18 protein-coding genes are annotated in these 24042 nt (G+C 70.2%); 9 read left to right on the top strand and 9 right to left on the bottom strand.

Translation table 11 applies throughout. The features are described 5' to 3' along the window. Positions 1 to 191 precede the first annotated feature (191 nt). Complete coding sequence (lexA, locus tag AB0G15_RS13045) at positions 192 to 902, top strand: transcriptional repressor LexA (RefSeq protein ID WP_350975199.1); 711 nt, start codon at positions 192 to 194, stop codon at positions 900 to 902. Positions 903 to 1151: 249 nt separating this feature from the next. Here lexA and leuS read toward each other — a convergent pair whose 3' ends face one another. After that, the gene (gene leuS, locus AB0G15_RS13040) at positions 1152 to 3620 is read right to left on the bottom strand and encodes a leucine--tRNA ligase (RefSeq protein WP_362838517.1); all 2469 of its coding nucleotides are present in this window, start codon (positions 3618 to 3620) and stop codon (positions 1152 to 1154) included. Between the two features lie 549 nt (positions 3621 to 4169). Between leuS and AB0G15_RS13035 the strand changes: the two genes are divergently transcribed. After that, entirely contained in the window at positions 4170 to 6509 is a 2340-nt protein-coding gene (locus tag AB0G15_RS13035; protein WP_362838318.1) for a hypothetical protein, read from the top strand. 44 nt (positions 6510 to 6553) lie between these two features. On the opposite strand, the gene AB0G15_RS13030 is transcribed toward AB0G15_RS13035, so the two are convergent. The 3 genes from AB0G15_RS13030 to AB0G15_RS13020 form a co-directional block, all read right to left on the bottom strand. Then, positions 6554 to 7828 carry a cytochrome P450 gene (locus AB0G15_RS13030; RefSeq protein ID WP_362838315.1) on the bottom strand — a complete coding sequence of 425 codons (1275 nt, stop codon included), beginning with the start codon at positions 7826 to 7828 and terminating at the stop codon, positions 6554 to 6556. Positions 7829 to 7990: 162 nt separating this feature from the next. Next, positions 7991 to 9166, bottom strand: coding sequence for a cytochrome P450 (locus AB0G15_RS13025; RefSeq protein ID WP_362838515.1), 1176 nt, complete (start codon positions 9164 to 9166; stop codon positions 7991 to 7993). A gap of 405 nt (positions 9167 to 9571) precedes the next feature. Further along, positions 9572 to 11146, bottom strand: a complete 1575-nt coding sequence (locus AB0G15_RS13020; RefSeq protein WP_362838313.1) for a GMC family oxidoreductase N-terminal domain-containing protein — start codon at positions 11144 to 11146, stop codon at positions 9572 to 9574. A 164-nt stretch (positions 11147 to 11310) separates the two neighbouring features. Between AB0G15_RS13020 and AB0G15_RS13015 the strand changes: the two genes are divergently transcribed. Next, positions 11311 to 12843: a long-chain fatty acid--CoA ligase gene (locus AB0G15_RS13015; protein ID WP_362838311.1), complete on the top strand. Its 1533-nt coding sequence runs from the start codon at positions 11311 to 11313 to the stop codon at positions 12841 to 12843. A 222-nt stretch (positions 12844 to 13065) separates the two neighbouring features. On the opposite strand, the gene AB0G15_RS13010 is transcribed toward AB0G15_RS13015, so the two are convergent. The 4 genes from AB0G15_RS13010 to AB0G15_RS12995 all read right to left on the bottom strand — a co-directional run bounded on the left by AB0G15_RS13010 (position 13066) and on the right by AB0G15_RS12995 (position 18463). Continuing rightward, on the bottom strand, positions 13066 to 14325 hold the full coding sequence (locus AB0G15_RS13010; RefSeq protein ID WP_362838308.1) for a cyclopropane-fatty-acyl-phospholipid synthase family protein: 1260 nt from the start codon (positions 14323 to 14325) through the stop codon (positions 13066 to 13068). A gap of 14 nt (positions 14326 to 14339) precedes the next feature. Then, complete coding sequence (locus AB0G15_RS13005; RefSeq protein WP_362838305.1) at positions 14340 to 15698, bottom strand: FAD-binding oxidoreductase; 1359 nt, start codon at positions 15696 to 15698, stop codon at positions 14340 to 14342. A gap of 109 nt (positions 15699 to 15807) precedes the next feature. Beyond that, on the bottom strand, positions 15808 to 16788 hold the full coding sequence (locus AB0G15_RS13000) for an NAD(P)-dependent oxidoreductase (protein ID WP_362838302.1): 981 nt from the start codon (positions 16786 to 16788) through the stop codon (positions 15808 to 15810). 1 nt (position 16789) lies between these two features. Beyond that, on the bottom strand, positions 16790 to 18463 hold the full coding sequence (locus AB0G15_RS12995; RefSeq protein WP_362838299.1) for a serine/threonine-protein kinase: 1674 nt from the start codon (positions 18461 to 18463) through the stop codon (positions 16790 to 16792). A gap of 226 nt (positions 18464 to 18689) precedes the next feature. Between AB0G15_RS12995 and AB0G15_RS12990 the strand changes: the two genes are divergently transcribed. The 6 genes from AB0G15_RS12990 to AB0G15_RS12965 all read left to right on the top strand — a co-directional run bounded on the left by AB0G15_RS12990 (position 18690) and on the right by AB0G15_RS12965 (position 23586). Then, complete coding sequence (locus AB0G15_RS12990) at positions 18690 to 19823, top strand: CaiB/BaiF CoA-transferase family protein (protein ID WP_362838296.1); 1134 nt, start codon at positions 18690 to 18692, stop codon at positions 19821 to 19823. Between the two features lie 80 nt (positions 19824 to 19903). Next, positions 19904 to 20620, top strand: coding sequence for a nitroreductase family protein (locus AB0G15_RS12985; RefSeq protein WP_362838292.1), 717 nt, complete (start codon positions 19904 to 19906; stop codon positions 20618 to 20620). A 405-nt stretch (positions 20621 to 21025) separates the two neighbouring features. Beyond that, positions 21026 to 21871 (top strand): ABC transporter ATP-binding protein, encoded by an 846-nt coding sequence (locus AB0G15_RS12980; protein WP_362838289.1) that lies wholly within the window; start codon positions 21026 to 21028, stop codon positions 21869 to 21871. Next, complete coding sequence (locus tag AB0G15_RS12975; RefSeq protein WP_362838286.1) at positions 21868 to 22704, top strand: ABC transporter permease; 837 nt, start codon at positions 21868 to 21870, stop codon at positions 22702 to 22704. The genes AB0G15_RS12980 and AB0G15_RS12975 overlap by 4 nt, the downstream gene beginning before the upstream one ends. A gap of 19 nt (positions 22705 to 22723) precedes the next feature. Beyond that, positions 22724 to 22960: a helix-turn-helix transcriptional regulator gene (locus AB0G15_RS12970; protein WP_329084317.1), complete on the top strand. Its 237-nt coding sequence runs from the start codon at positions 22724 to 22726 to the stop codon at positions 22958 to 22960. Next, positions 22960 to 23586 (top strand): hypothetical protein, encoded by a 627-nt coding sequence (locus tag AB0G15_RS12965; protein ID WP_362838283.1) that lies wholly within the window; start codon positions 22960 to 22962, stop codon positions 23584 to 23586. Before AB0G15_RS12970 ends, AB0G15_RS12965 begins: the two co-directional genes overlap by 1 nt. On the opposite strand, the gene AB0G15_RS12960 is transcribed toward AB0G15_RS12965, so the two are convergent. Continuing rightward, positions 23556 to 24023, bottom strand: coding sequence for a GyrI-like domain-containing protein (locus AB0G15_RS12960; RefSeq protein WP_362838280.1), 468 nt, complete (start codon positions 24021 to 24023; stop codon positions 23556 to 23558). The genes AB0G15_RS12965 and AB0G15_RS12960 overlap by 31 nt on opposite strands. Positions 24024 to 24042 lie beyond the last annotated feature (19 nt).

Here is a 24042-nt window from a genome sequence, read left to right as displayed (position 1 = left end):
CCTGGCCGAACACATGTCGAAGAAAGATCGGCGAATCGAACACGATGTCGATCGAACTCCCGTACGATGTTGTACACCACGGCGTCGCCGATTTCGAGGACATTCGAACAATTGTTTGAATATGATCTTCGGCCGAGGTATGGTCGCTGTGTGCGACGTGTTAAATACAGACCGGGAGGCGAGGAGTTCGTATGAGCCAGCACAACGAGAACGGTTCGGCCGCCAGCGACCTGGCGGTGCGAAGGCGTGACTCCCTTGGCCTCACCCCCAGGCAGCGGAAGATCCTTGAGGTGATCCGCGATTCCGTGCAGCAGCGCGGCTACCCGCCGTCCATGCGGGAGATCGGTGAGGCGGTGCAGCTCACCAGCACCTCCAGCGTGTCGCACCAGCTGACGGCGTTGCAGCGCAAGGGCTACCTGCGGCGTGATCCGCACCGCCCCCGCGCCCTGGAGGTCCGCCTTCCCGGCGAGCCCGTGTTGTGGGTGGATCCCGACTCCGGCGAGGACGAGGCCCCGGTCAGCCGCCCGACCGCCGCCTACGTTCCCCTGGTAGGCCGGATCGCCGCCGGTGGTCCCATACTCGCCGAGGAGAGCATCGAGGACGTCTTCGCCCTGCCCAAGCAGCTTGTCGGCGAGGGCACCCTCTTCCTCCTCCAGGTGACCGGTGACTCGATGATCGAGGCCGCCATCGCCAACGGTGACTGGGTGGTCGTACGCCAGCAGCCGGTCGCCGACAACGGCGACGTGGTCGCGGCGATGATCGACGGCGAGGCCACGGTCAAGACCTTCAAGCGCAGAGACGGCCATGTCTGGCTGGTCCCGCACAACCCCAACTACGACCCGATCCCGGGTGACGAGGCCACCGTGCTCGGCAAGGTCGTCGCGGTCCTCCGCAAGCTCTGACACGAGCGTTCCGGGCGAGCTCCGGACCGTTCTGCTCCGCGCCCGCTGAGTTCCTCTCCTCGCTGGGTTCCTCTCCGCGCGGGGCTCTTCTCCGCGCCCGCTGAGCGAGGTTCGAAACACGCCGTTCCGACGCGAGTTCCGCACCACGCGCCTCCGGGCGACGCGCCGCAGGACGCGCGACATGCCGGATGGGTGGTGTCCCGATATCGGGACACCACCCATCCGGCATTTTCAGGGCCTTTCCGCTGCCTACGGGACGATGTTGACCAGCTTGGGCGCGCGGACGATCACCTTTCGCGGCGCCCCGGACAGGAAGGACCGGACCTTCTCCGACTCCAGGGCCAGCGCCTCCAGGTCCGCCTCGGAGATCTCCGGGGAGACCTCCAGCCGGTCGCGCACCTTGCCCGCGACCTGGACGACACAGGTGACCGACTCCTGGACCAGCAGCGCCGGGTCGGCGACCGGCCAGCCCGCGGTGGCGACCGAGGCGGAGTGTCCCAGCCGCTCCCAGCCCTCCTCCGCCGCGTACGGCGCGACCAGGGACAGCATGACCGCCAGGGTCTCGGCGGCCTCCCTGACCGCCGGGTCGGCGGCGCCGGGCCCGGAGTCGATGGCCTTGCGGGCCGCGCTCGTCAGCTCCATCATGCGGGCCACCGCGACGTTGAAGCGGTGGGAGTCGACCAGCCTGGTGACCTCGTCGATGGTGTGGTGGACGACCTTGCGCAGGCTCGGATCTCCGGCCGTGACGTCGACGCCGGGCGCGGAGGCCGCGCCGGCCTCGGCCATGACGCGGAACGCGCGGGCCAGGAACTTCTGCGACGCCGCCGGGGAGACGTCGGCCCAGTCGATGTCCTCCTCGGGCGGTCCGGCGAAGACGACGGTCAGCCTGACCGCGTCGACACCGTAGGCGTCGATCTGCCGGCCCAGGTCGACGCCGTTGCCCAGCGACTTGGACATCGCCTTGCCCTGGTTGATGACCTGCCCCTGGTTCAGCAGGCGGGTGAAGGGCTCGACGAAGTCGACCATCCCCATGTCGTGCAGGACCTTGGTGAAGAACCTGGAGTACAGCAGGTGCAGCACGGCGTGCTCGACGCCGCCGACGTACTGGTCGATCGGGCCCCACCTGCGGACGCGCTCGACGTCGAACGGGCCGTCCTCGTACGCCGGGTCGACGTAGCGCAGGAAGTACCACGAGGAGTCGACGAAGGTGTCCATCGTGTCGGTGTCGCGCCTGGCCGGGCCGCCGCACTTGGGACAGGAGACGTTCACCCAGTCCTCGGCCGAGGCCAGCGGGGAGACGCCCTTGGGCGCCAGGGCCTCGCCGCGCATGTCGGGCAGGGTGACGGGCAGCTGGTCGTCGGGGACGGGGACCTCGCCGCAGTCGGCGCAGTGGATGATCGGGATCGGGCAGCCCCAGAAGCGCTGGCGGGACAGCAGCCAGTCGCGCAGCCGGAAGTTGACCGTGAACCGTCCGGTGCCCCGCTCGCCCAGCACCTCGATGATCTTCCGGATCGCCTCGGCCTTGGCCAGGCCGTCCAGCGGGCCGGAGTTGACCATCGCGCCGTCACCGGAGGTGGCGACGCCGGTCTCGCCCGGATCGGCCAGGCCGGTGTGCACGACCACACGTACCGGCAGGCCGAAGGCGCGGGCGAAGTCCAGGTCGCGCTGGTCGTGCGCGGGCACGGCCATGATGGCGCCGTGGCCGTAGTCGGACAGCACGTAGTCGGCCGCCCAGACCGGCATGCGCTCGCCGCTGACCGGGTTGATCGCGTACCGGCCCAGGAAGACGCCGGTCTTCTCCTTCTCGGTGGACAGCCGGTCAATGTCCGACAGTTTCGACACGCTGGTCCGGTACGCCTCGAACGCCTCGCGCCGGTCGTCGGTGACGATCTCCTCGGCCAGCGGCGCGTCCGGGGCGACCACGAAGAAGGTGGCGCCGTACAGGGTGTCGGGGCGGGTGGTGTAGACGGTGACCGGCTCGTCGCGGCCCTCGATCACGAAGTCGACGTCGGCGCCCTCCGAACGGCCGATCCAGTTGCGCTGCATGGCCAGCACGCGCTCGGGCCAGTTGCCCTCCAGCTGAGCCATGTCGTCCAGCAGCCGGTCGGCATAATCAGTGATCTTGAAATACCACTGGGTCAGCTCGCGGCGGACGACCTCGGTCCCGCAGCGCTCGCACCTGCCGTCCTTGACCTGCTCGTTGGCCAGCACGGTCTGGTCGTTCGGGCACCAGTTGACCAGGCCGCCCTTGCGGTAGGCCAGGCCGCGCTCGAAGAAGCGGTTGAACAGCCACTGGGTCCACCTGTAGTACGAGGTGTCGCTGGTGTGCAGGCGGCGGGACCAGTCGAAGGAGATCGCGTAGCGCCGGTAGGAGCCGGCCTGGGTCTCGATGTTGGCGTAGGTCCACTCCGCCGGGTGCGCGTTGCGCTTGATCGCGGCGTTCTCGGCGGGCAGGCCGAAGGAGTCCCAGCCGACGGGGTGCAGCACGTTGTAACCGCGCTGGACCCAGTAGCGGGAGATGACGTCGCCCAGGGCGAACGCCTCGGCGTGCCCCATGTGCAGGTCGCCCGAGGGGTAGGAGAACATGTCGAGCATGTAGCGCCGCTCGCGCGGGTCGGCGGGGTCGTCGGAGGCCCGGAAGGGGTCCAGTTCCTCCCACCTGCGCTGCCACTTGACCTGCAGGGCCTGCGGGTCATAGTGCTGCTCGTCGCTCTGCATGTCGGCTCGCTCGCTCACGTCGGTTTCCTCGGGGTGTGTCTGCGTGGATGGTCTGGCCCGTCCGGCCCAATGCAAAAACCCCCCGCTCACGCGGAGGGCAGCCGCATCGGCAGGGCGCTCAGGGACGGGGACGCCGATGCGGCCCTATAAGCAGGGTCGCGGCACGCATAGACCAAGACTATCGCAGCCCGCAAGACGTATTCATGGCCAGGGAAAACAGGGCCGATCGCGGCAAGCGGGGGACAGGATCCGGCCAGGTCGGCAGAATGGGGTTCCGTACTCGCGGGGCAACGAGACTCGATGGCTATGCGCCTGTTGTGACCTCGTATGTCTCTCACGTTTACTCTTTTAACCGTGGCACATTCAGCAGAGCCGGGGCAGGGCCCGGATCCGATGGAGGTCGGCCTGCCCATGCAGGATCCACCGACCGACCCCACCGGACTCCAGTTCAGGGGGGCGTTCTCCGGTTTCCCTGCGAGCCCCCCCGTCTCACGTGAGACCATGCCCAATACGCCTAATTCGGGCACCCGCGCGGGAGGTAAGGAAAGCATGGCCTCGGAGCAGTCCAGCCAGTCCCACCTGCCTCCGGCATGGCCGGAGGCAGCCGAGCCGTCGCCCTCGTGGACGAACGACTCCCTCGGTACCGGCCCCCGGCTCCCCCGCCCGCAGGACGAGCCGCAGGGCGGCAACGACTCCTCGTGGCAGACCCCGCCCGGCGACGACGGCCGTACGCAGAGCCCGCAGGCCGACGGCTGGGCACAGGCGACCAGCCCGCAGAACAACGGCTGGGCGCAGGCGTCGAATCCCCGGAGCGACAGCTGGTCGGAGGCTTTCAGCCCGCGCAACGACGGCTGGGCGCAGGCGACCACCCCCCAGGCCGACGGCTGGGCGCAGGCATCCGGCCCGCAGGGATCGGGCACGCAAGGCGACAGCTGGGCACAGGCATCCGGCCCGCAGGGCGCCGACGGCTCGCACCAGACCTCCCCCGGCAACGGATGGCCGCAATCCGCCCCTGCGCAGGACGGCTGGGCACAGGCCTCGGACCCGCAGGCCGACGGCCGCCACCCGTCCTCACCCGACAACGGATGGCCGCAGTCCACGCCGCCGCAGGACGGCAACGCTCAGCACACCTCCACCCCCCAGACCGGCTCCTCCAACGGCTGGGCACAGGCCGGCGCACCGCCCAACGACGGCCGGCCCGGCGCCACGCCCCACGACGACGGCCGTACGCAGAGCCCGCAGGCCGACGGCTGGGCACAGGCGACCAGCCCGCAGAACAACGGCTGGGCGCAGGCGTCGAACCCGCAGGGGGAAGCCCACCGGCAGGGTTCCGGTGCGCCGGCGGGCGAGACGTGGCAGGCCACCGCACCGGGATACGACGCCTCCGCCTGGCCTCCGGCGCAGTCGGCGGAGAACAGCGGGTGGCCGCCCTCGCCCGCGCCGGCGGAGAACGCCCCCTGGCCACCCGCGGCCCCGGCGGAGAACGCCCCCTGGCCACCCGTGGCCCCGGCGGGCGACGGCGCGTGGCCTCCGGCCTCCTCCTCGGGGAACGCGGGTCCCGCCGAGGCCCAGACCTCGGCGTTCTCCCCCGCCTGGGCGGGCACCGACGCTCCGGCCGCTCCCTTCGGGAGCGCCCACCCCGGCACCGCTCAGGGAAACGCCCCGGGCGCCCCTTCCGGCGTCGCCCTCGGTGGTCCCCCCTTCGGGGGCGCCTCACCTGAGGGCGGCACCCCGAACGGCACCCCGAACGGCGACGGCACCGGAAACGCGCGGCGCAGCTACGGCGTGCCGGACACCCCCGCCATGTGGGCCCAGGCGGCGAACGCGGCGGCTTCCGGCGCACCCGCGCAGGCGACCCCCGTTCACCCCGGAGCCGGCCCCCTGCCGTCCCAGCCCGGCCACCCGGGCCAATCCGGGCAGGGGGGTCACCCCGGCCAGCCTGGGCACCCGGGCCAGCCCGGCCAGCCTGGACATCCCGGCCAGCCTGGGCACCCGGGCCAGCCCGGTCATCACCTGAGCCGCGACCCCTCCGACCCGAACAAGCCGTTCGTCACCGCGGGCCAGATCAGCGGCCCGAAGACACCTCCTCCCGAGCGCCAGCAGGAGCTGTGGAACACGGTCTTCGGCGACAACTACCAGGCCATCGAGGACGAGGACGATCTCGGGGAGCGGGGACGGCCGGTCTGGATCTTCGCACTGGCCGGGTCCGTGATCATCGCGCTGCTCGGCGCGGTGCTCTGGGCGTTCCTGGCCGGGCCGCTGGCCGGCGGCGAGGAGATCGCCTCCGATCCCAAGCCTTCGACGGCGGCTACCAAGAAACCGGCCAAGCCCGCGGCCATCGGCCGCCTGCCGCGCTTCACCGGTGAGGCGTCGCCGGTGGCCGGCACGCTCACCGACCAGCAGGCGGGGATCACCCTGGCACGGCTCGGTGCCCCCTGGCGGCAGGACCAGCGTCCCGGCATGCCCGCCTCCTACGGCTTCACGACCCGCCAGTATCTGCCGGCGGGTACGGACTCCACGGGCAAGACCCAGTTCGCGCAGCTGATGTCGGGCCCGCTCTCCCCGCGCCTGAAGGGCAAGTACACCTCGCCGGAGAACCTCGCACCGGTGATCAACGCGGTGGCCTCCAGCGGGCGCAACAAGTTCTTCCCCGAGGGCAACACCGCCCGCAAGACCGCCCAGCAGACCCTGTCGGTGAACGGCCTGCCCGGCCAGCTCGCCGCGTACGAGATCACCTCGGGCGACTCGAAGACGACCATGGTCGTGGCGGCGGTGAGCACCGGCGCCGACCTGCCCTCGATCGTCTACATGTCGGTACCGGACAGCAAGAAGGAGCTGCTCCCCGACATCAACACCGTCTTCAAGTCCATCCGCGCGGCGGGGCAGTGACCACCCCGTAGGAGTTCCTGAAAGCCTCGAACGACTTAGAAGGCTTAGAAGGCGCACTCCATCCGCTTGATCCCGTTGATGAAGCTGGAGTGGAGCCGCTCGGGAACGCCGCCCTCGATCCGCGGGACGCGACGGAGCAACTCGCGGAACATGACGGTGATCTCGCGGCGGGCGAGGTGGGCGCCCAGGCAGAAGTGCGGTCCCGGGCCGCCGAAGCCGATGTGGGGGTTGGGACTGCGGGTGATGTCGAAGCGGTGCGGGTCGGTGAAGACGCTCTCGTCGCGGTTGGCGGCCCAGTAGTAGAACACGACCTTCTCCCCCTCGCGGTAGAGGTGGCCGTTCATCTCGTGGTCGCGGGTGACCTTCCTGCGCATGTAGTTGACCGGTGAGGCGAGGCGGACGATCTCCTCCACGGCACCGGGCAGGCGCCCGTCGAGGTCCTGGAGCAGCAGCTCCCGCTGGTCGGGGTGCCCGGTGAACAGGTGCAGGCCGTGGGAGATGGCGTTGCGGGTGGTCTCGTTGCCCGCCACCACCAGCAGGATGAAGAACGAGCCGAGCTCCTGCATCGTCAGCTTCTCACCGTCGATGTTGGCGTTGACCAGCGACGAGGTGAGGTCGGTCGTGGGATGTTCCGTCCGGTACGCGGCGAGGTCCTGAACGAGTTGCTGCAGCTCCATCCCGGCGGTCAGCAGCCTCTCCGCGACGGTGTTCATGTCGAGGCCGACGTACTCGGGGTCGAAGCCTCCGAGGATGATGTTGGATCTGTCGAAGACAGCGCGGTAGTCCTTCTCCGGTATCCCCATCATGTCGCAGATGATCTTCAGGGGCAGCTTGGCGGCCACCTCGGTCACGAAGTCACAGCCCGGCCCCTTCGCGATCAGGTCGTCCACGATCCGCACGGCCGCGGCATCGACGTCGGCCTCGAACTGCTTGATCATCTTCGGGGTGAACGCCCGGGACACGATCCTGCGCAGCCGCGCGTGCCGGGGATCGTCCATATTGATCATCGAACCGAAATACTCGGCGAACTCGGCGGGCATGTCGAGGATGTTGGTGGCCCCGCCGTCTCCCGAGCAGAACACCTCGGGAGTGCGGCTGGCCTCCAGGATGTCGGCGTGCTTGACCAGCGCGTGATAGCCGAGCCCTCGCGGGACCACCGGGTTCTCCATCTCCTGGTAGAAGACGGGACGCTCCAGCTCCCTCAGGAGCCGGAAGGCGTGCTCCCGCTCCGGCATGGGCCTGGCCCAGAAGTCGTGGTCCGACAGGTCGAAGTCACCGGCGGAGACGATCGGCTTCCGCTCGGCTGGCGTCACGCTCATGGCGCCCATCCTTTTGTAAAGCAAGCGCTTGCGTCAATGTGAGGCCCCGGGCGACGCCCGGAATTTTGGAAAGCAAGCGCTCACGTCAATGTGAGGCCCCGGGCGACGCCCGGAATTCGTGAAAGCGAACGCTCACGTCAACGCGACCTCCCCTGGCGGCGCTCAGAAGTCGCAGTCAAGGTGCTTGATGCCGTTGATGAAGCTGGAGCGCAGACGGTCGGGCTCCCCCACGGAACGGATTCCGGGCAGGCGGGTGAACAACTCGCGGAACATCACGGTGATCTCGCGGCGGGCGAGGTGGGCGCCCAGGCAGAAGTGCGGCCCCGGGCCTCCGAAGCCGACGTGCGGACCCTCGGTACGCCGGATGTCGAAGCGGTACGGGTCGGTGAAGACGCTCTCGTCGCGGTTGGCGGCCCAGTAGTACAGCAGGACCTTCTCGCCCGCGCGGTAGAGGTGGCCGTTCATCTCGTGGTCGCGGGTGAGGCTGCGGCGCATCCAGGCGACGGGCGAGGCGAGTCGGACGATCTCCTCGACGGCACCGGGCAGGCGTCCGTCGAGGTCCTGGAGCAGCAGCTCCCGCTGGTCGGGGTGCTCGGTGAACAGGTGCAGGCCGTGGGAGATGGCGTTGCGGGTGGTCTCGTTGCCCGCCACCACCAGCAGGATGAAGAACGAGCCGAGCTCCTGCATCGTCAGCTTCTCACCGTCGATGTTGGCGCTGGTCAGGGCGGTGATGAGGTTGTCTCCCCCCTCGGCGGCCAGGGAGATGACGAGGTCCTGGAGCCCCTGCCCCGCACCGAGGAGCAACTCGGCCGCACGGCTGACGTCGGCGATGAACTCGGGGTCGCCGCCCGACAGGATGATGCTCGTGGCGTCGAAGACCGCCTGGTAGTGCTCGGGGCCGATGCCCATCATGTCGCAGATGATCTTCAGGGGCAGCTTGGCGGCCACCTCGGTCACGAAGTCACAGCCCGGCCCCTTCGCGATCAGGTCGTCCACGATCCGCACGGCCGCGGCATCGACGTCGGCCTCGAACTGCTTGATCATCTTCGGGGTGAACGCCCGGGACACGATCCTGCGCAGCCGCGCGTGCCGGGGATCGTCCATATTGATCATTGAACCGAAGTACTCGCCGAACTCGGGGCCGAGGTCCTGGATGGACGTCGCCCCCCGGCCCGAGGAGAAGACGTCGGGGTGGCGGCTGGCCTCGATGATGTCCGCGTGCCGCACCAGGGCGTAGTAGCCGGGGCCGAGCGGGGCGAAGGGGATCTCGGGCTCGGCGAACAGGATCGGGCCCGGCTGCGCGCGGAGCACTGCGAAGGCGGCCTCCCGCTCGGCCATCGGCCGCTCCCAGAAGGAGATGTCCGACAGATCGATGTCCGCGAGTGAAACCGTCACGCCAGCCTCCACTAGAACCGCATTCTGTTTATGGATCCTGCCACAGGACCCTCGGCTCAACCAGCCCGGAACGAGGCCGTCGACCTTCCCGGAGTGCTCCCCTGCGGGAAGCGCCCGGCCTGGAGACATGCTCCCCCCTGGCACCCCGCGAAAGGAAGGCCACGGCCCGGCCAAGCTGATCCACCCACGCGGTTCCTCCGCGGTCACGGCGGCCTCGCCGCCACACGGCCGCACCGCCACACGACCACACGACCACACGGCCACACGGCCACACCGGCCGCACGGCCGCACCGTCACACGGCCACACCGGCCGCACGGCCAATGGCCCGGTGGTCAGTGGTCCGGCCGTCAGCGGCCCGCGACGATGAGGTCGGCGGCCCTTTCGGCGATCATGACGGTGGGCGCGTGGGTGTGTCCCCGGGTGATGAGCGGCATGACCGAGGCGTCGGCCACCCGCAGGCCGGCGATCCCCCGGACCCGCAGTGCGGGGTCCACCACCGACCCGGGATCGTCGCCCATCCGGCAGGTGCCGACCGGATGGTAGAGGGTCTCGCTGCGCTCGCGGATCCAGCGGACGAGCTCCTCATCGGTCCTCGGGTCCCAGTACGGGTCCATCGGCGGCCCCGCGAGCGGCCGGAGCGCCTCGGTGGTGAACAGCTCCCTGGCCTTCCGCAGCCCGGCGACCTGCCGCCGGACGTCGGCCGCCGCCGTCAGGTAGCCGGGGTCGATCACGACGTCCCGGCCGTCCAGCGAGAGGCGGCCGCGGCTCTCCGGCCGGAGCAGGATCGAGGCGATGGTCAGGCCGTGGCCGGGCGGCGGGGTGAGGCCGTGGTTGACGAAGGAGCCGGGAGCGAAGATCAGCTCGATGTCGGGGGCGGGCTCCTCCTCGGAGGTGCGGATGAACGCCACGGCCTCGCCGACGTTGGAGGTGAGCATGCCCCGGCCGCCGGCCAGGAAGCGGAGCAGGTTGGCGGTCGACTCGGCGCCGGCGAGGGTGATCGGCTTGAGGCAGTGCAGGAAGACGCCCGACGCGAGGTGGTCCTGGAGGTTGGCGCCGACCCCGGGCAGCTCGTGGACCGGCTCGACACCCGCGGACCGCAGCTCGTCCGCCGGGCCGACCCCCGACAGCATCAGCAGGTGCGGCGAGCCGATGGCCCCGGCCGACAGGATGACCTCCCCGCGCACCCGCGCCACCACAGTGGCGTCGCCGCCGTTACCGCCGTCGACGCCGTACTCCACCCCGGTCGCGCGCCCGTCCTCGACGAGCACGCGGCGTACGCGCGAGGAGGTGAGCACGGTGAGGTTGGGCCGCCTGGCGGCGGGGGCGAGGTAGGCGTCGGCGGAGCTCCAGCGACGGCCCCTGCGCTGGGTGACGGGTGTCGGCGAGCAGCCCTCGTTGGAGGGGCCGTTCAGCTCCTCCAGGCGGGCGATGCCCAGCTCCTCGCAGGCTCGCAGGAAGAGCGCGGTGGCGGGGTTCGGGGAGCGCAGCTCCGAGATGTGGATCGGGCCCTCCGTGCCGTACACGCCGCCGCGGTTGGAGCCGGCGCGGCGCTCGACCCTGCGGAAGTACGGGAGGACCTCCTCGTAGGACCAGCCCGGCACGTTCCAGCCGTCGTAGTCGGCGCGGTGCCCGCGCACCCACATCTGGGCGTTCATCGAGGAGGATCCGCCGAGCATCCGGCCGCGCGGCCAGTAGAGTTCCCTGCCGGACAGCTCGGGCTGCTTGGCGGTGGTGAAGTCCCAGTCGCGCTCGGTCTTGAACAGCTTGGAGAATCCGGCGGGCATCCGGACCTCCAGCTTCCGGTCGGAACCGCCCGCCTCGATGAGGGCGACCCTCGTGCCGGGGTCGGCGGAAAGACGGTTGGCCAGCACACATCCCGCTGACCCCGCGCCCACGATGACGTAGTCGTACTCCACGCTCACTGACCTTTCATCGCACAGTCGGCCAGCTCGCCTCCCCGTAAGCGCGCTCTTATCTGCTTACTCCCCCGCGGTTTGCCCGTCAATTTGTCATCGTGTTACCTACCGGTCGGTATCTCGGGCTGCCAGTATGAGCGGGTCAGAGCTTGCTCGGAGGAGGACGTACGATGCTCAACCTGTCGATCGCACTGGAGGACAGCGCCAGGGAGGCCCCCGACCGCACCGCACTGGTCTTCGGTGACCTGCGGCTGCCGTACTCCCTGGTCAACACCGTCGCGAACCAGGTTGCCAACCTGCTGGTCTCCCGCGGGATCGGTAAGGGTGACAAGGTGGCGCTGGCCTGCCCCAACCTGCCCTACTTCCCGTTCGTCTACTACGGGATCCTCAAGGCCGGCGCCACGGTCGTGCCGCTCAACGTGTTGCTGCAGTCCAGGGAGATCACCTACCACCTGGAGGACTCCCAGGCCAAGGCGTTGTTCTGCTTCGAGGGCACCCCCGAGCTGCCACTGGGCGAGCGGGGCAGGGCCGGCTTCGAGGGTGCCTCCGCCGAACACTTCTTCGTGCTGCCCGCCACCGCGTTCGCCACCGAGTCCGAGTACGGGGAGACGCTGTGGGCGGCGCTGGACGGCGTGTCCGGTGAGTTCGAGACGGTGCAGACCTCGCCCGACGACACCGCGGTGATCCTGTACACCAGCGGCACCACGGGCCAGCCCAAGGGCGCCGAGCTCAGCCACCAGAACATGCTGCTCAACGCCATGGTCTCCGACGAGATGTTCCCGCGCACCGAGGGCGGCGACGCCTACCTGGCGGTGCTGCCGCTGTTCCACTCCTTCGGGCAGACCGTCGTCATGAACGCCGGGTTCCGGCGCCAGGCGACCGTCGTGCTCCTGCCGCGCTTCGAGCCCGGCCCCGCCCTGGAGCTGATGCGCGCCGAGAACATCACGCTGTTCGCGGGAGTGCCCACCATGTACTGGGCCATGCTGACGAAGATCCACACCGACGGCGACGAGGTGCCCACCTCTCTCAGGATCGCGGCCGCCGGTGGCGCCTCCTCCCCCGTCGAGGTGCTCAAGGACTTCGAGAAGACCTTCGGGATCGGCATCCTGGAGGGGTACGGCCTGTCGGAGACCTCCCCGGTGGCCAGCTTCAACCAGCTCGGCAGGCCCACCAAGCCCGGCACGATCGGCACGCCGATCTGGGGCGTGGAGATGAAGCTGATCGACAACGACTGGAAGACGATCGAGGGCGAGGGTCCCGGCGAGATCGCGATCCGCGGCCACAACGTGATGAAGGGCTACTACAACCGGCCCGAGGCGACCGCCGAGGTCATGCGGAACGGCTGGTTCCGCACCGGCGACATCGCCACCCGCGACGCCGACGGCTACTACTCCATCATCGACCGGGCCAAGGACATGATCATCCGGGGTGGCTTCAACGTCTACCCGCGCGAGCTCGAAGAGGTCCTGATCACCCACCCCGAGGTCTCCCTCGCGGCGGTGGTCGGGGTCGCCCACGACTCGCACGGCGAGGAGGTGAAGGCGTACGTCATCCGCACCCCCGGCGCGACGGTCACCGAGGACGAGCTCATCGCCTGGGGCAGGGAGAACATGGCGGGATACAAGTATCCGCGGATCGTCGAGTTCCGCGACACGCTTCCGATGACCGCGACCGGGAAGATCCTCAAGCGCGAGCTCCGCTGAGGGGCCCGCACCCGCCCGGCCGACGAGGCCACGGCGGGCGGGGCCGGGTTCCGGACGGCGCGCGACGCGCCGTCCGGAACCCGGCCCCGAGGTGTCCGCGGCAGGGGCCGCACGGTCCGGTGTGAACGCGTTCGCGTGAGCGCCCGCGCGGATTCTCGTAGAGGAACATCCCGTACGAGCGTCTCCCGCGCGGGGGCTCCCCGCGTGCGCGTGCCCCGGGTGTCAGGGCCAGTCGAGCGAGGGGCGGAGCGGAAGACCGGCCGTGCCGTCGGCGTTGAGCTTCACCCCGAGGACCTGGTGGAGCTGGATCTTGTTGCGTTCGAAGCCGACCACGCAGGCCGCCATGTAGAGGCGCCAGACCCGCGCCGTGCCCTCGCCGACCTCCTTGACCGCCTCGTCCCAGTGGTCGTCGAGGTTGGCGCACCAGAAGCGGAGGGTCTGCGCGTAGTGCTCCCGCAGGTTCTCCTCGTGGCGGATCTCGAAACCGGTGTCCTCGATCTGGCGGGCCAGGTAACCGACCGACTCCAGCTCCCCGTCGGGGAACACGTAGCGGTTGATGAAGCCGCCGGCGTTGAGGGTCTTCTCCGTGCCCGTCGGGCGGGTGATGCAGTGGTTGAGCAGCCGCCCGCCGGGGACGAGCTTGTCGTACAGGAAGCGGAAGTAGAAGGGCAGCTGGTCCTTGCCGATGTGCTCGGTCAGGCCGATCGAGCTGACGGCGTCGAAGCCGCTCTCCTGCACGTCGCGGTAGTCCATGTGACGGACCTCCGCGAGCTCGCCGAGACCGGCCTCCGCGATGGCCTTCTGCGCCCACTCGGCCTGCTGGCGCGAGAGGGTGACCCCCAGCGCCTTCACGCCGTACTCGCGGGCGGCGTGGATGACCATGCCGCCCCAGCCGCAGCCGACGTCCAGCAGCCTCATGCCGGGCTTGAGGTCCAGCTTGCGGGCGACGAGCTCGAACTTGGTGAGCTGCGCCTCCTCCAGCGTGGACTCCTGCTCGGGGAAGACCGCGCAGGTGTAGGCCATGGAGGGGCCGAGCACCCACGAGTAGAACTTGTTGGAGACGTCGTAGTGGTGGTGGATGGCCTCGGCGTCGCGCTGCTTGGCGTGCCTGCTGCCCATCCGGGCGAGCATGCTGCGCCGCACCTCCTGCGGAGGCGGCGGCATCCGCGTCAGCAGCGGGCGGACCCCGAGCGCCCGGATGGCCGCGAGCTTCTGCCCGACCGGGATGTCGTTGACGGTGAGCGACCACATGCGCGACAGCAGGGTGTACATGTCCCCGTCGACGTCGAGGTGGCCGGAAACGTACGCCCTGGCCAGACCCAGCTCTCCGGGGGCCTGCGCCAGGTACGCGACGGCCGCCGGGGTCTTCACCTCGACACTGATGTCGGCGCCGGCCGGTCCGGCCTTGCTTCCGTCGTAGGCGACGAAGCGCACGTCCGCCTCGGGCCCCATGACCTTCTCGAAGATCTCTGCGAGCAACACAGAATCAGCCTCTCTTAACGCCCCCGAACACACTTGTCGTAGAGGTCGAGCAACCGGCCACCCCCGTCGTATGCCCGCTTGACCGGCCAGTAGGCGGTTCCGTTATAAAACCGCCAGAATTCATCCTCCGGGTAGAACGAAGTGGAGTACAGCGATTTATGCCCCTCCAGTTCGTGGACCCGGTTCTCGATCAGACGGTTGTGGTAACCGTCGAACTGCCCCCTGGGGAGGGGGACCGTTCCCCAGAAGCCGAAGTTGACGTAGAGCCGTCCCGGCTCCAGCGGATAGAGCGGCCACTCGCCGGTGGACCTCAGCGGGCACATCCAGACCGGCGCCATCCCGACCTTGTCGTGGAAGAACTCCAGGAACTCGGCACCGCGCTCGACGGGCACCTCGATGTCCTGGATGACCGACTCCTGCACGGGCAGGTCGCGCCAGCGGTCGACCCTGGCGATCACCCCGTACTTGCGGTCGAGGCCGACGAGTCTGCGGTAGACGTCCGAGCGCATCCACTTGCGCGGCATCAGGGACCGCACCAGCGCGGTCTGCACGCCGAAGGCGCGCGAGCACCAGAACCAGTCGGTGTCCCAGCGCCACAGGTAGTCGCGGACGGTCAGCCAGTCGCGGGTCCTGGTCTGGATCGACCGGTAGTAGATGCGCATCCCGGTGTAGTCGGAGAGGTACGGGGCGCGCTCGGCGAAGCGGCCCACCGTGATGTAGAGCTCCCCGGGGCCGAAGAACGTGCCGTCCACGAAGTCGACGCGCTCGCCCTCGTACTCGCCGCGCTCGCAGATCTCGCGCATCGCGAGCATGCACTTGTCGGCGTCGCCGAACGGGATGTGGGTCAGCCTGACGTACGGCTCGACGGGTTTGAGCTTGATCCGGATCCGGAGGGCGTAGCCGAGCGTGCCGTAGGAGTTGGGGAACGCCCGGAACAGGTCCCGGTGCTCGTTGTCGTCACGTGCCACCACGATCCTGCCGTCGCCGGTGAGGATCTCCATCTCCTCCACCGACTCGTGCGGCAGCCCCTCCCTGAAGCTGGTGGACTCGATGCCGAGCCCTGTCACCGCCCCGCCCAGCGTGATCGTCTTCAGCTGCGGAACGACGTACGGCATGAACCCTTGGGCGAGCGTGGCGTCCACCAGGTTCTCGTAGGTCGTCATCCCCTGGACCTCGGCGGTCATCGTCACCGGGTCGACCTCGATGACCTGGTCCAGGTCCCTGGCCGACAGCTTCGCCGACCGGGCGCCGTCCCTGAACCGGAACAGGTTGGTGGTGGCCTTGGAGAGCCGGGGCACCGCGCCTCCCGGGATGGCGGCGTAGGACTCCCTGATCTGCTCCACCGCTTGCCGGTGCGCAGACATCCCCGTCATCTGCCGCACGGTGATCACCCCCATGACCTCGTTGGAAAGATCGCCCCTAGGCACGTTATAACTCGGATGTCTCCGGAGCCAGGCAGGGCGCGTTAAACACGGGAAAACTCTACGACCGTCCTTCTTGCGATCTTCGACCGACCACCGCATCAACCCCGTTGACCACATTCGCCACAGGCCGGCCCTCGATCGCCGCCTCCAGGTTGTCCAGCACGCACCGGATCAGGCGGCCGGTCGACTGGGGGGTCACCCCGGCCACGTGCGGCGAGAGCAGGACCCCCGGACTGCCGCGCAGCGGGTCGTCCTGCGGCAGCGGCTCGGTGTCGAAGACGTCGAGCGCGGCGCCGCCCAGGTGCCCCGACTCCAGGGCGGACAGCAGCGCCGCCGAGTCGACCACCTGTCCCCTCGCCGCGTTGACGAGCAGCGAGCCCGCGGGCATCAGGGACGGGTCGATCAGCCTTCTGGTCTCCTCCGTCAGCGGGACGACCAGGACGAGCACGTGGGAGCTCGCGACGAGATCGCCGATCTCCCGGTAGGTGTAGGGCACCTCGCGCGGCGTGCGGGTCCAGTAGGAGACCTCGCATCCGTGGGCGGCGAACATCCGGGCGGCGGCCTCGCCGATCGGGCCGAACCCGACGATGCCGACGCGCGAGCCGTACAGCTCGGCGGGCCCGAGGTCCAGCTGCGGCCAGCGTCCCGCGCGGACCGCGGCGTCGGCGTCGAGCAGCCGCCGCGACAGCGCGAGCGCGGCGGCGAGGCACCACTCGGCCACCCCGATCGCGCTCACCCCCGCGGTGTTGGCCAGCGGCACGCCCGCCTCGGCGAGCGCGGCGAGATCGTGGCCGTCCACGCCCACGGAGGGCTGCTGGACGAACGCCAGGTTCGGCGCGGCCCGGACGGCCTCGGCGTCCAGGGCGAGCCCGCCGCTCCAGTCGCCGACCACGATCTCGGCGTCGCCGAGGGCGGCGAGCAGCGACTCCCGGTCGCGGGCCGCGGGAACCGACACGGCGACCCGGTCGCCGAGCGAGCCGAGCAGGTTGCGCACCGCCTCCTGGGGGAGGGGCGGCAGCGCGAGCACCTTCCAGGACATGTCACTCGCCTCCGCGGGGGTGGAAACTGTCGAACACACGGGTCATGAGGGCCTTCTGGGCCACCCAGTCGGCGTCGTGGGTGGTCCAGCTGAGCACCATGACCGAGTCGCCCACCTCGACGAACCGCCGCACCTCGTGGTAGGTCACCCCGGCCTCGGCCCAGGGGGCTCCCCCGTTGTCCTTCATGGTCCAGGTGAACTCCCACTGGAGCCCGGCGCCGTAGGCGAGAGGGATCTTGGCCGTGTCCTCGAAGTCGATCTCACTCCACTGCGCCACGTTCTCCTTGACGGTCTCCAGGAGCGAATCCAGGCCCTCGGTGCTTCCCTCCAGCGGCTCCACCGACATGTGGGCGGCCCCGTCGCGGCGCAGCCACTGGGTGTAGCCCGTCTCGGCCGCCCAGTCGCCGTTCCATCCGGCCGGGTAGCTGATCGACCAGTTCTCCGGGGGGCGGGCCCGCCACGTCTTCAGCCCTCCGGCGGGTACCGCCGCCCTGGTCCTGGTGGGCTTGGGGGTGGGGGTCGGGGTGGGGGTGGGGGTCGCCGGCTCGGTCTCCTCCACCGGCTCCGGCGTGGTCTCCGCGGCGGTGGGCGCGGAGCGCGCCACCGGCCGCTGCTCGGGCTGCGACATCGCCACGGCCGCCGCGGCGCCCCCCGCCGCCAGGAGCACGACGGCCCCCACGATCAGCGGGAGCCGTCCTCTCCCGCGGCGGCCGGGCACGGCCGAGCTCCTGGTGTCGTGCCTTTCCCGCTCCCCGGTGCGGTGGGAGGTCTTACCGATGCGGCTGAAGTTCTCCTCGGTACGGCTCGGGGCCCCTCCCGTGCGGTGGCCCCCGGTCCCCCGCCCCTGGCGGACGGCGGTCTCCCCGGTACGGCGGGCCGCGGCCGAGGGGTCGTCGATGACCTCCGCCAGCATGGCGTCGGCCTGCTGCGCGGTCAGCCGGTGGGCCGGCTCCCGCTGGAGCATGCCGGTGAGCACCGCTCGCATCTCCTGGGGCAGCACGCCGAAGTCGGGCTCCTCGGTGAGGAGCGCGCCGAGGGTGGAGATGGCGTCGCGGCGCTCGAAGGGCCCGTGGCCGACCAGGGCCGCGTAGAGGGTGGCGCCGAGTGCCCACAGGTCGGACCAGGGGCCGGCGTCGACCCCGGTGGCGCGCTCGGGCGGCAGGAAGCTCGGCGAGCCCGTCACCATGCCGGTCTGGGTGAGCGAGGTGTCGCCCTCGATGACGGCGATGCCGAAGTCGGAGAGCACGGCGCGGCCCTCGGCGTCCAGCAGGATGTTGCTCGGCTTGACGTCGCGGTGCAGGATCCCGGCCTCGTGGGCCGCGCGCAGGGCCGACAGGACCTGGCGGCCGATGTCGGCGACCTGGCGCACCGGCAGCAGGCCGACCTCGTCCAGCCCGCGTGCCCTGACCAGCTCCATCACGATCCAGGGGCGGCCGTCCTGCTCCGCCACGTCGTAGATCGCCACGATGCCGCGGTGGTTGAGCCTGGCCGCCGTCCTGGCCTCGCGGGAGGTGCGGGTCAGCTGGACCTGGTGCTCGGCCGGGGAGAGGTTGGGCGGTAGGAGCACTTCCTTCACGGCGACCGAGCGGTTGAGGAGGATGTCGTAGCCCTCCCACACGACGCCCATACCGCCCCTGCCGAGTTCCCGCAGCAACCGATAGCGCCCAGCGACCACCCGTTCACTGTGCGGATATGTCATCGCAAAACCCCTAGGTCCCATTCGGAGAGGGCGCAAGTTTCCCATACGTGCGCGGGCGCCATGCGACTCCTCGCGATGTGTCTTGCCATTGAAAGCCGAATGTTGTTCTACTTGGGCGGGAGGGCGGCGGTGCCCGCAACCGGGCGGTTGCCCGGGTACGCCGTATCCGACGAGACCCGGAACGCACCCGAGGAGAATGTCGATGGAGCACGTGACCAGGAAGGGCCCGCTGGCCGGAGTCCGCGTGCTCGAACTGGCGGGGCTGGCCCCCGGGCCCTTCGCCGGGATGATGCTGGCCGACCACGGGGCCGAGGTGCTGCGCGTCGAGCGCGCGAGCGTCGTCGCCAGGACCGGCGACAGGCCGCGCCCCGACGTGATGGACCGGGGCAAACGGACGGTCGGCCTGGACCTGAAGTCCCCCGAGGGGGTGGCCGCGTTCAAGGAGCTGGCCCGCCACGCCGACGTGGTCGTCGAGGTCTTCCGGCCGGGCGTCGCCGAGCGCCTCGGCATCGGCCCGGCCGACCTGCACGCGGTCAACCCGCGCCTGATCTACGGGCGGATGACCGGCTGGGGCCAGGACGGACCGCTCGCGACGACCGCCGGGCACGACATCGACTACATCGCCGTCTCCGGCGTGCTGTCGATGCTGGGCCGCGCGGGCGAGCCCCCCACCCCGCCGATCAACATCCTCGGTGACTTCGCCGGGGGCGGCCTCATGCTCGCGTACGGCGTGCTGCTGGCGCTGATCGAGCGGGAGCGGACCGGCGAGGGCCGGGTGATCGACGCCGCCATGGTGGACGGCGCGGCGACGTTGTTCGCGATGTTCCACCACGGCGTGCAGACCGGCGGCTGGGGCCCGCGCGGCACGAACCTGCTCGACACCGGCGCGCCGATGTACGACACCTACGAGACCGCCGACGGCCGGTACATGGCCGTCGGGGCGCTGGAACCGCAGTTCTGGGCCGAGATGACCACCCTGATGGGCCTGGAGGACCTGCCCGACCGCGACGACAGGTCGCAGTGGCCCGCGCTGCGCGAGCGGCTGGCCGAGGCGTTCAGGTCCAGGACCCGCGCCGAGTGGGAGGCGGTGTTCGACGGCACGGACGCCTGCGTCTCCCCCGTGCTGGAGGGGGGCGAGGCCGCGGACCACCCGCACAACAAGGCAAGGGGCGTGTTCGTCGAGGTCGGCGGGGTCAGGCAGCCCGTGCCCGCGCCGCGCCTGCTCGGCGTGCCCGAGCAGGACCTCTCCCCCGCCACCCGGCTGGCGGACCTGTCCTCCTGGGGGCTGCCCGAGGAGACCGCGACGCGGCTGCGCGAAGCGGGGGTGCTGGCCTGACGGGCGGCGAGACGGGCAGGAAGGCGGCGGGCGACGGTCCCGCGAACACGAAGACCGAGACGACGGAGGACACGGAAGGCGTGGAAGGCGTGGAAGGCATCAGGATCGAGGACGGGCCCGCGAGCACCGAGGGTACGCAGAAGATGGACGTTTTCGAGGCCCTCTACACGACCAGGGCGATGCGCAGGGTGAAGCCGGACCCGATCCCCGAGGAGGTCCAGCGGAGCATCCTGGACGCCGCGGTCCGCGCGCCCAGCGGCGGCAACGTGCAGAGCTGGCGTTTCCTGCTGGTCGACGACCTCGCGGTGAAGGAGCGGCTCGGCCCCCTCTACCGGGACGCGCTCGGGCGGCTCTTCGAGGGCCATTACAAGCCGATGCGCGAGAAGGCCGAGGCCGAGGGCGACACCCGGACGCTCAACGTGCTGAAGTCGGCCAAGCACCTGGCCGACCACTTCGAGGGCTACCCGCTGCTGCTGTTCGCGTTCGTCCGCAACGACCCGTCCGGCGGCTCGATCTTCCCCTCGGTGTGGAGCGCGCAGCTGGCCGCCCGCGCCCACGGGGTGGGCAGCGCGCTGACCAGCGTGCTCGGCATCTTCCACGCCGAGGAGACGCTGCGGGTGCTCGGCGTGCCCGAGGGCAAGGGCTGGACCCTGGCCTGCACGGTCACCTTCGGCTATCCCACCGGGCGCTGGGGCGTCGCGCCCCGCCGCCCTGCGCACGAGGTGAGCTACCGCAACCGGTGGGGCCAGGACGTGGGCTTCGAGGTTCCCGAGCCCCTGTGGAAGCAGGAGGGCTGAGCCTCTGCGGCTCGGGGCCGCCCTGTCAGCGGAACGACCTCCCCGAGACTCAACGGAACGGGTTCCCCCGAGGTTCAGGGGAACCGTCTCCTCCGGACCTCGGGGGAACCGCCTTCCTGAGGTCCAGGGGGAACCGCCTCCTTTGAGGTTCGGGGAAACCGCCTCCCTGAGGTCCAGGGGGAACCGCCTCTCTGAGACACCGGCGCGTCCGATCGGGCCGCCCGGCCGGACGCGCCCATGCGAACCGGCCGGGCGGCCCGGTCTCTTTCCCGGCCCCTTTCCCGGCCCGGCCCCTTTTCCTGCCCGGCTCCTTTCCCTGCTCACGAGGGATGCGCCCGCCATAGCTGTACCTCTGTTCGTTGTAGGTGTTGATTCATATGTAGTAGAAGTACTACATTCGTACACATGAGTACTGCGATAAGCGTTCGCGGGTTGCGGATGACGTACGGCACGGCCGAGGTGTTGCGAGGGGTCGACCTCGAGATCGGATACGGAGAGATCTTCACGCTGCTCGGCCCCAACGGAGCGGGCAAGACCACCACCATCGAGATCCTGGAGGGCTTCAGGAACAGGTCGGCCGGCGAGGTGAGCGTGCTGGGGACGGACCCCGCACACGGCACCGACGCCTGGCGAGCCAAGCTGGGGATCGTGCTGCAGAGCTGGCGCGACCACCCCAGGTGGAGCGCCAGGGACCTCCTGGCCCACCTCGGCGAGTTCTACGACGACCCACGCGACCCGGACGAGCTGCTGAGCGCGCTCGGCCTGGCCGCGCAGGCCGGGCAGCGGGCGAGCCGCCTGTCGGGCGGCCAGCGCCGCCGGCTGGACGTCGCCCTGGGCATCGTGGGCCGCCCCCGGCTGCTGTTCCTCGACGAGCCGACGACCGGGTTCGACCCGGAGGCACGCAGGGAGTTCCACCTGCTGATCACCAAACTGGCCGCCGACGAGGGCATCACGGTGCTGCTGACCACGCACGACCTCGCCGAGGCCGAGAAGCTGGCGCACCGGACCGCGATCCTGGTCGGCGGGGAGATCGCCGCGTGCGGAACCCCGTCCGAGCTGGCACAGGCCGTGCAGGCGCGGTCGCACGTGCGCTGGACGGAGGACGGCCGGGAGCGGGTCCTGACCACCGCGGACCCGTCCCGGGCGGCGTGGGAGCTGCACCAGAGGTTCGGCGGCCCGGTGCCCGATCTGGAGATCCGGCGTCCGTCGCTGGAGGAGAACTACCTGAGCCTCGTCGGGAGGGCGGCATGAACGTCAGAGCACTCCGCATCGGCCTGCGACGCGGCTGGGCCGAGCACCTGCACCTGATCAAGGACCGCAAGGAACTGATCACCACGGCGATCGGCACGGTGGGGACCTTCGCCCTGCTGATGCTCTTCATCGGCGACGGCTCGGTGAAGGGGACGAGCGCCTCCCAGGGCACGTTCATGATGATCGGCTTCCTGGCCTTCACCGTCTTCTCCAACGGTCTGATGACCCTTCCGATGGCGATCGCCGCCGACCGCGAGGAGGGGACGCTCCTACGGCTGCGGATCGTTCCCGGCGGGATCCCGGCCTACCTCGTCGGGCGAGGGGTGACCGTGCTGTGCCAGATCCTCGTGCAGAGCGTGCTGATCGTGGTCACGGGCGTCGCCCTGGGCGGAGTCACACTCCCCCGTGATTGGACGACCCTGGTGTGGGTGACGGTGCTGGGCACGGTCGCCGTCGTGCCGCTGGGTGCGACGATCGGCTGCCTGGTCCCCGGGCCGAAGGCCGCGGCCGGGATCCTGGGGCTGCCGATGATGATCCTGATGATCACCTCGGGCGTCATGGTCCCCGTCACGTACATGCCCGAGTTCGTCCAGTGGATCTCGCAGGCGTTCCCCCTCTACTGGCACGGACTCGGCCTGCGCGCGGCGTTCATGCCCGACTCCGTACTGGCCGTCGAGATCGGCGGGAGCTGGCGCCTGCCCTGGGTGGCCGCCGCGCTCGCGCTGTGGGCGGTAGTGGGGATGCTGCTGGCACCGAAGCTGATCCGCCGGGTTACCCGGCGCGAGTCCGGATCCCGGCTCGCCGAGCGGCAGCTCGCCGCGCAGGGCTCGTGAATGCTGGGAGACTGCTGGGATGTCTGCGGAAGCCGTGTACAACCGGATCCCGGTGCTGAGAGCCGAGCGCGGTGTCTCGCGCAAGGATCTGGCGGCCGCGCTGGGGGTCCACTACCAGACGATCGGCTATCTGGAACGCGGCGAGTACAGCCCGAGCCTGTTCCTCGCCCTGCGCATCGCCGAGTATTTTGAGGTGCCGCTGGAGGTCGTTTTCTCCCTGAAGCCGTTCCCCCGACTGGGCAGTGAGGTGAAGTGATGGGTGAGCTGACTCCCGAGCGGCTGGAGGCCCGCTACCGTGAATGGCCGCCGCGTTCCTGGTACGCCACCCGCCGGCGGCGCCGGATCCTCGCCGGCATGGGCGCCGGATCCGCCGGGATGATCTGGATCAGCGCGATCGTGTGCTGGTACCTGGCGCCGAGCGACGTCGCCATGTGGACCACCTTCGCCCTGGCGGGAAGCGCGTTGGCGATCTATTTCGTGGTCTGGTCGGCGCTCGTCACGGCCACCCGCGGCGTGGTCGGCCTCGCCGAGCGCTATCTCGACGAACGCCAGATCCGCGAACGCCAGAAGATCCAGGCCGACGCCCGCCGGGGAACCACGATGGTCCTCGTCGTTCTCAGCCTGGTTCTCCTGCTCGCTTCGCGCGAAGCCGAGAAGATCGTCCAGATCCCGGCGGCGGCGATCGTCACGCTCATGAGCGCCGTGATCACGACGCACCTCATCCTGCCGGCGCTCCTGGCGGGCTGGCAGATGTCCGACCCGCCGCCGGACGACGAGGACGACCCCGGCGACGAGGGCGACGAGCACGGACACGACCGGGGCGGCGAGACTCCCAGCCTCGCCGCGGACGGTCAGCCCATCGAGGGGAACACGGCGGCGTAGATGTCGGCGCCCCCCGGGTGGTGCACCTCCAGGTCGGTGGTGAAGGCCCTCGGCGGGGTGCCTCCCGACTCGGTGTGCTTCCACAGCTGCTGCCACGCCTCCCGCAGGACGCCCGGCATCGGCCCGCGGGCCTCGACCTTCAGCGACGGCACCCCGGGGACCCGTACCGCCACCATGCCCTCGGGCAGCGCCGCGGCGCTGCGCACGGCGACCCCGACGATCTGGGTGTAGGCGCCGTGATGATCACTCTCGTAGTCGGTGAGCACCGCGTAGATGTTCTCGTCGACCCGTCCCGGTACGTGGGCGAAGGCCCCCGGGGATCCCGCCCGCGCCCAGAGCGCGCCGAGCCTCCCCCGGCCCGGCTCCATCTCGTCGGCGTTCGATGTCCGTACCGCATGACCTACGACGAGCATCTCGGGCCGATCAACCACGATCACAATGCCTCCTCATGGCCAT

The organism is Streptosporangium sp. NPDC023825 (assembly GCF_040639575.1).
Classification (GTDB): domain Bacteria; phylum Actinomycetota; class Actinomycetes; order Streptosporangiales; family Streptosporangiaceae; genus Streptosporangium.
This window is presented reverse-complemented; position numbering and strand designations above follow the sequence as displayed.

Excerpts from the sequence above, each read along its gene's own strand:
- lexA (WP_350975199.1), top strand. The coding sequence starts at position 192 with ATGAGCCAGCACAACGAGAACGGTTCGGCCGCCAGCGACCTGGCGGTG.
- leuS (WP_362838517.1), bottom strand. The coding sequence starts at position 3,620 with ATGCAGAGCGACGAGCAGCACTATGACCCGCAGGCCCTGCAGGTCAAG.
- AB0G15_RS13035 (WP_362838318.1), top strand. The coding sequence starts at position 4,170 with ATGGCCTCGGAGCAGTCCAGCCAGTCCCACCTGCCTCCGGCATGGCCG.
- AB0G15_RS13030 (WP_362838315.1), bottom strand. The coding sequence starts at position 7,828 with ATGAGCGTGACGCCAGCCGAGCGGAAGCCGATCGTCTCCGCCGGTGAC.
- AB0G15_RS13025 (WP_362838515.1), bottom strand. The coding sequence starts at position 9,166 with ATGGCCGAGCGGGAGGCCGCCTTCGCAGTGCTCCGCGCGCAGCCGGGC.
- AB0G15_RS13015 (WP_362838311.1), top strand. The coding sequence starts at position 11,311 with ATGCTCAACCTGTCGATCGCACTGGAGGACAGCGCCAGGGAGGCCCCC.
- AB0G15_RS13005 (WP_362838305.1), bottom strand. The coding sequence starts at position 15,698 with ATGACGGGGATGTCTGCGCACCGGCAAGCGGTGGAGCAGATCAGGGAG.
- AB0G15_RS13000 (WP_362838302.1), bottom strand. The coding sequence starts at position 16,788 with ATGTCCTGGAAGGTGCTCGCGCTGCCGCCCCTCCCCCAGGAGGCGGTG.
- AB0G15_RS12990 (WP_362838296.1), top strand. The coding sequence starts at position 18,690 with ATGGAGCACGTGACCAGGAAGGGCCCGCTGGCCGGAGTCCGCGTGCTC.
- AB0G15_RS12980 (WP_362838289.1), top strand. The coding sequence starts at position 21,026 with ATGAGTACTGCGATAAGCGTTCGCGGGTTGCGGATGACGTACGGCACG.
- AB0G15_RS12975 (WP_362838286.1), top strand. The coding sequence starts at position 21,868 with ATGAACGTCAGAGCACTCCGCATCGGCCTGCGACGCGGCTGGGCCGAG.
- AB0G15_RS12970 (WP_329084317.1), top strand. The coding sequence starts at position 22,724 with ATGTCTGCGGAAGCCGTGTACAACCGGATCCCGGTGCTGAGAGCCGAG.
- AB0G15_RS12965 (WP_362838283.1), top strand. The coding sequence starts at position 22,960 with ATGGGTGAGCTGACTCCCGAGCGGCTGGAGGCCCGCTACCGTGAATGG.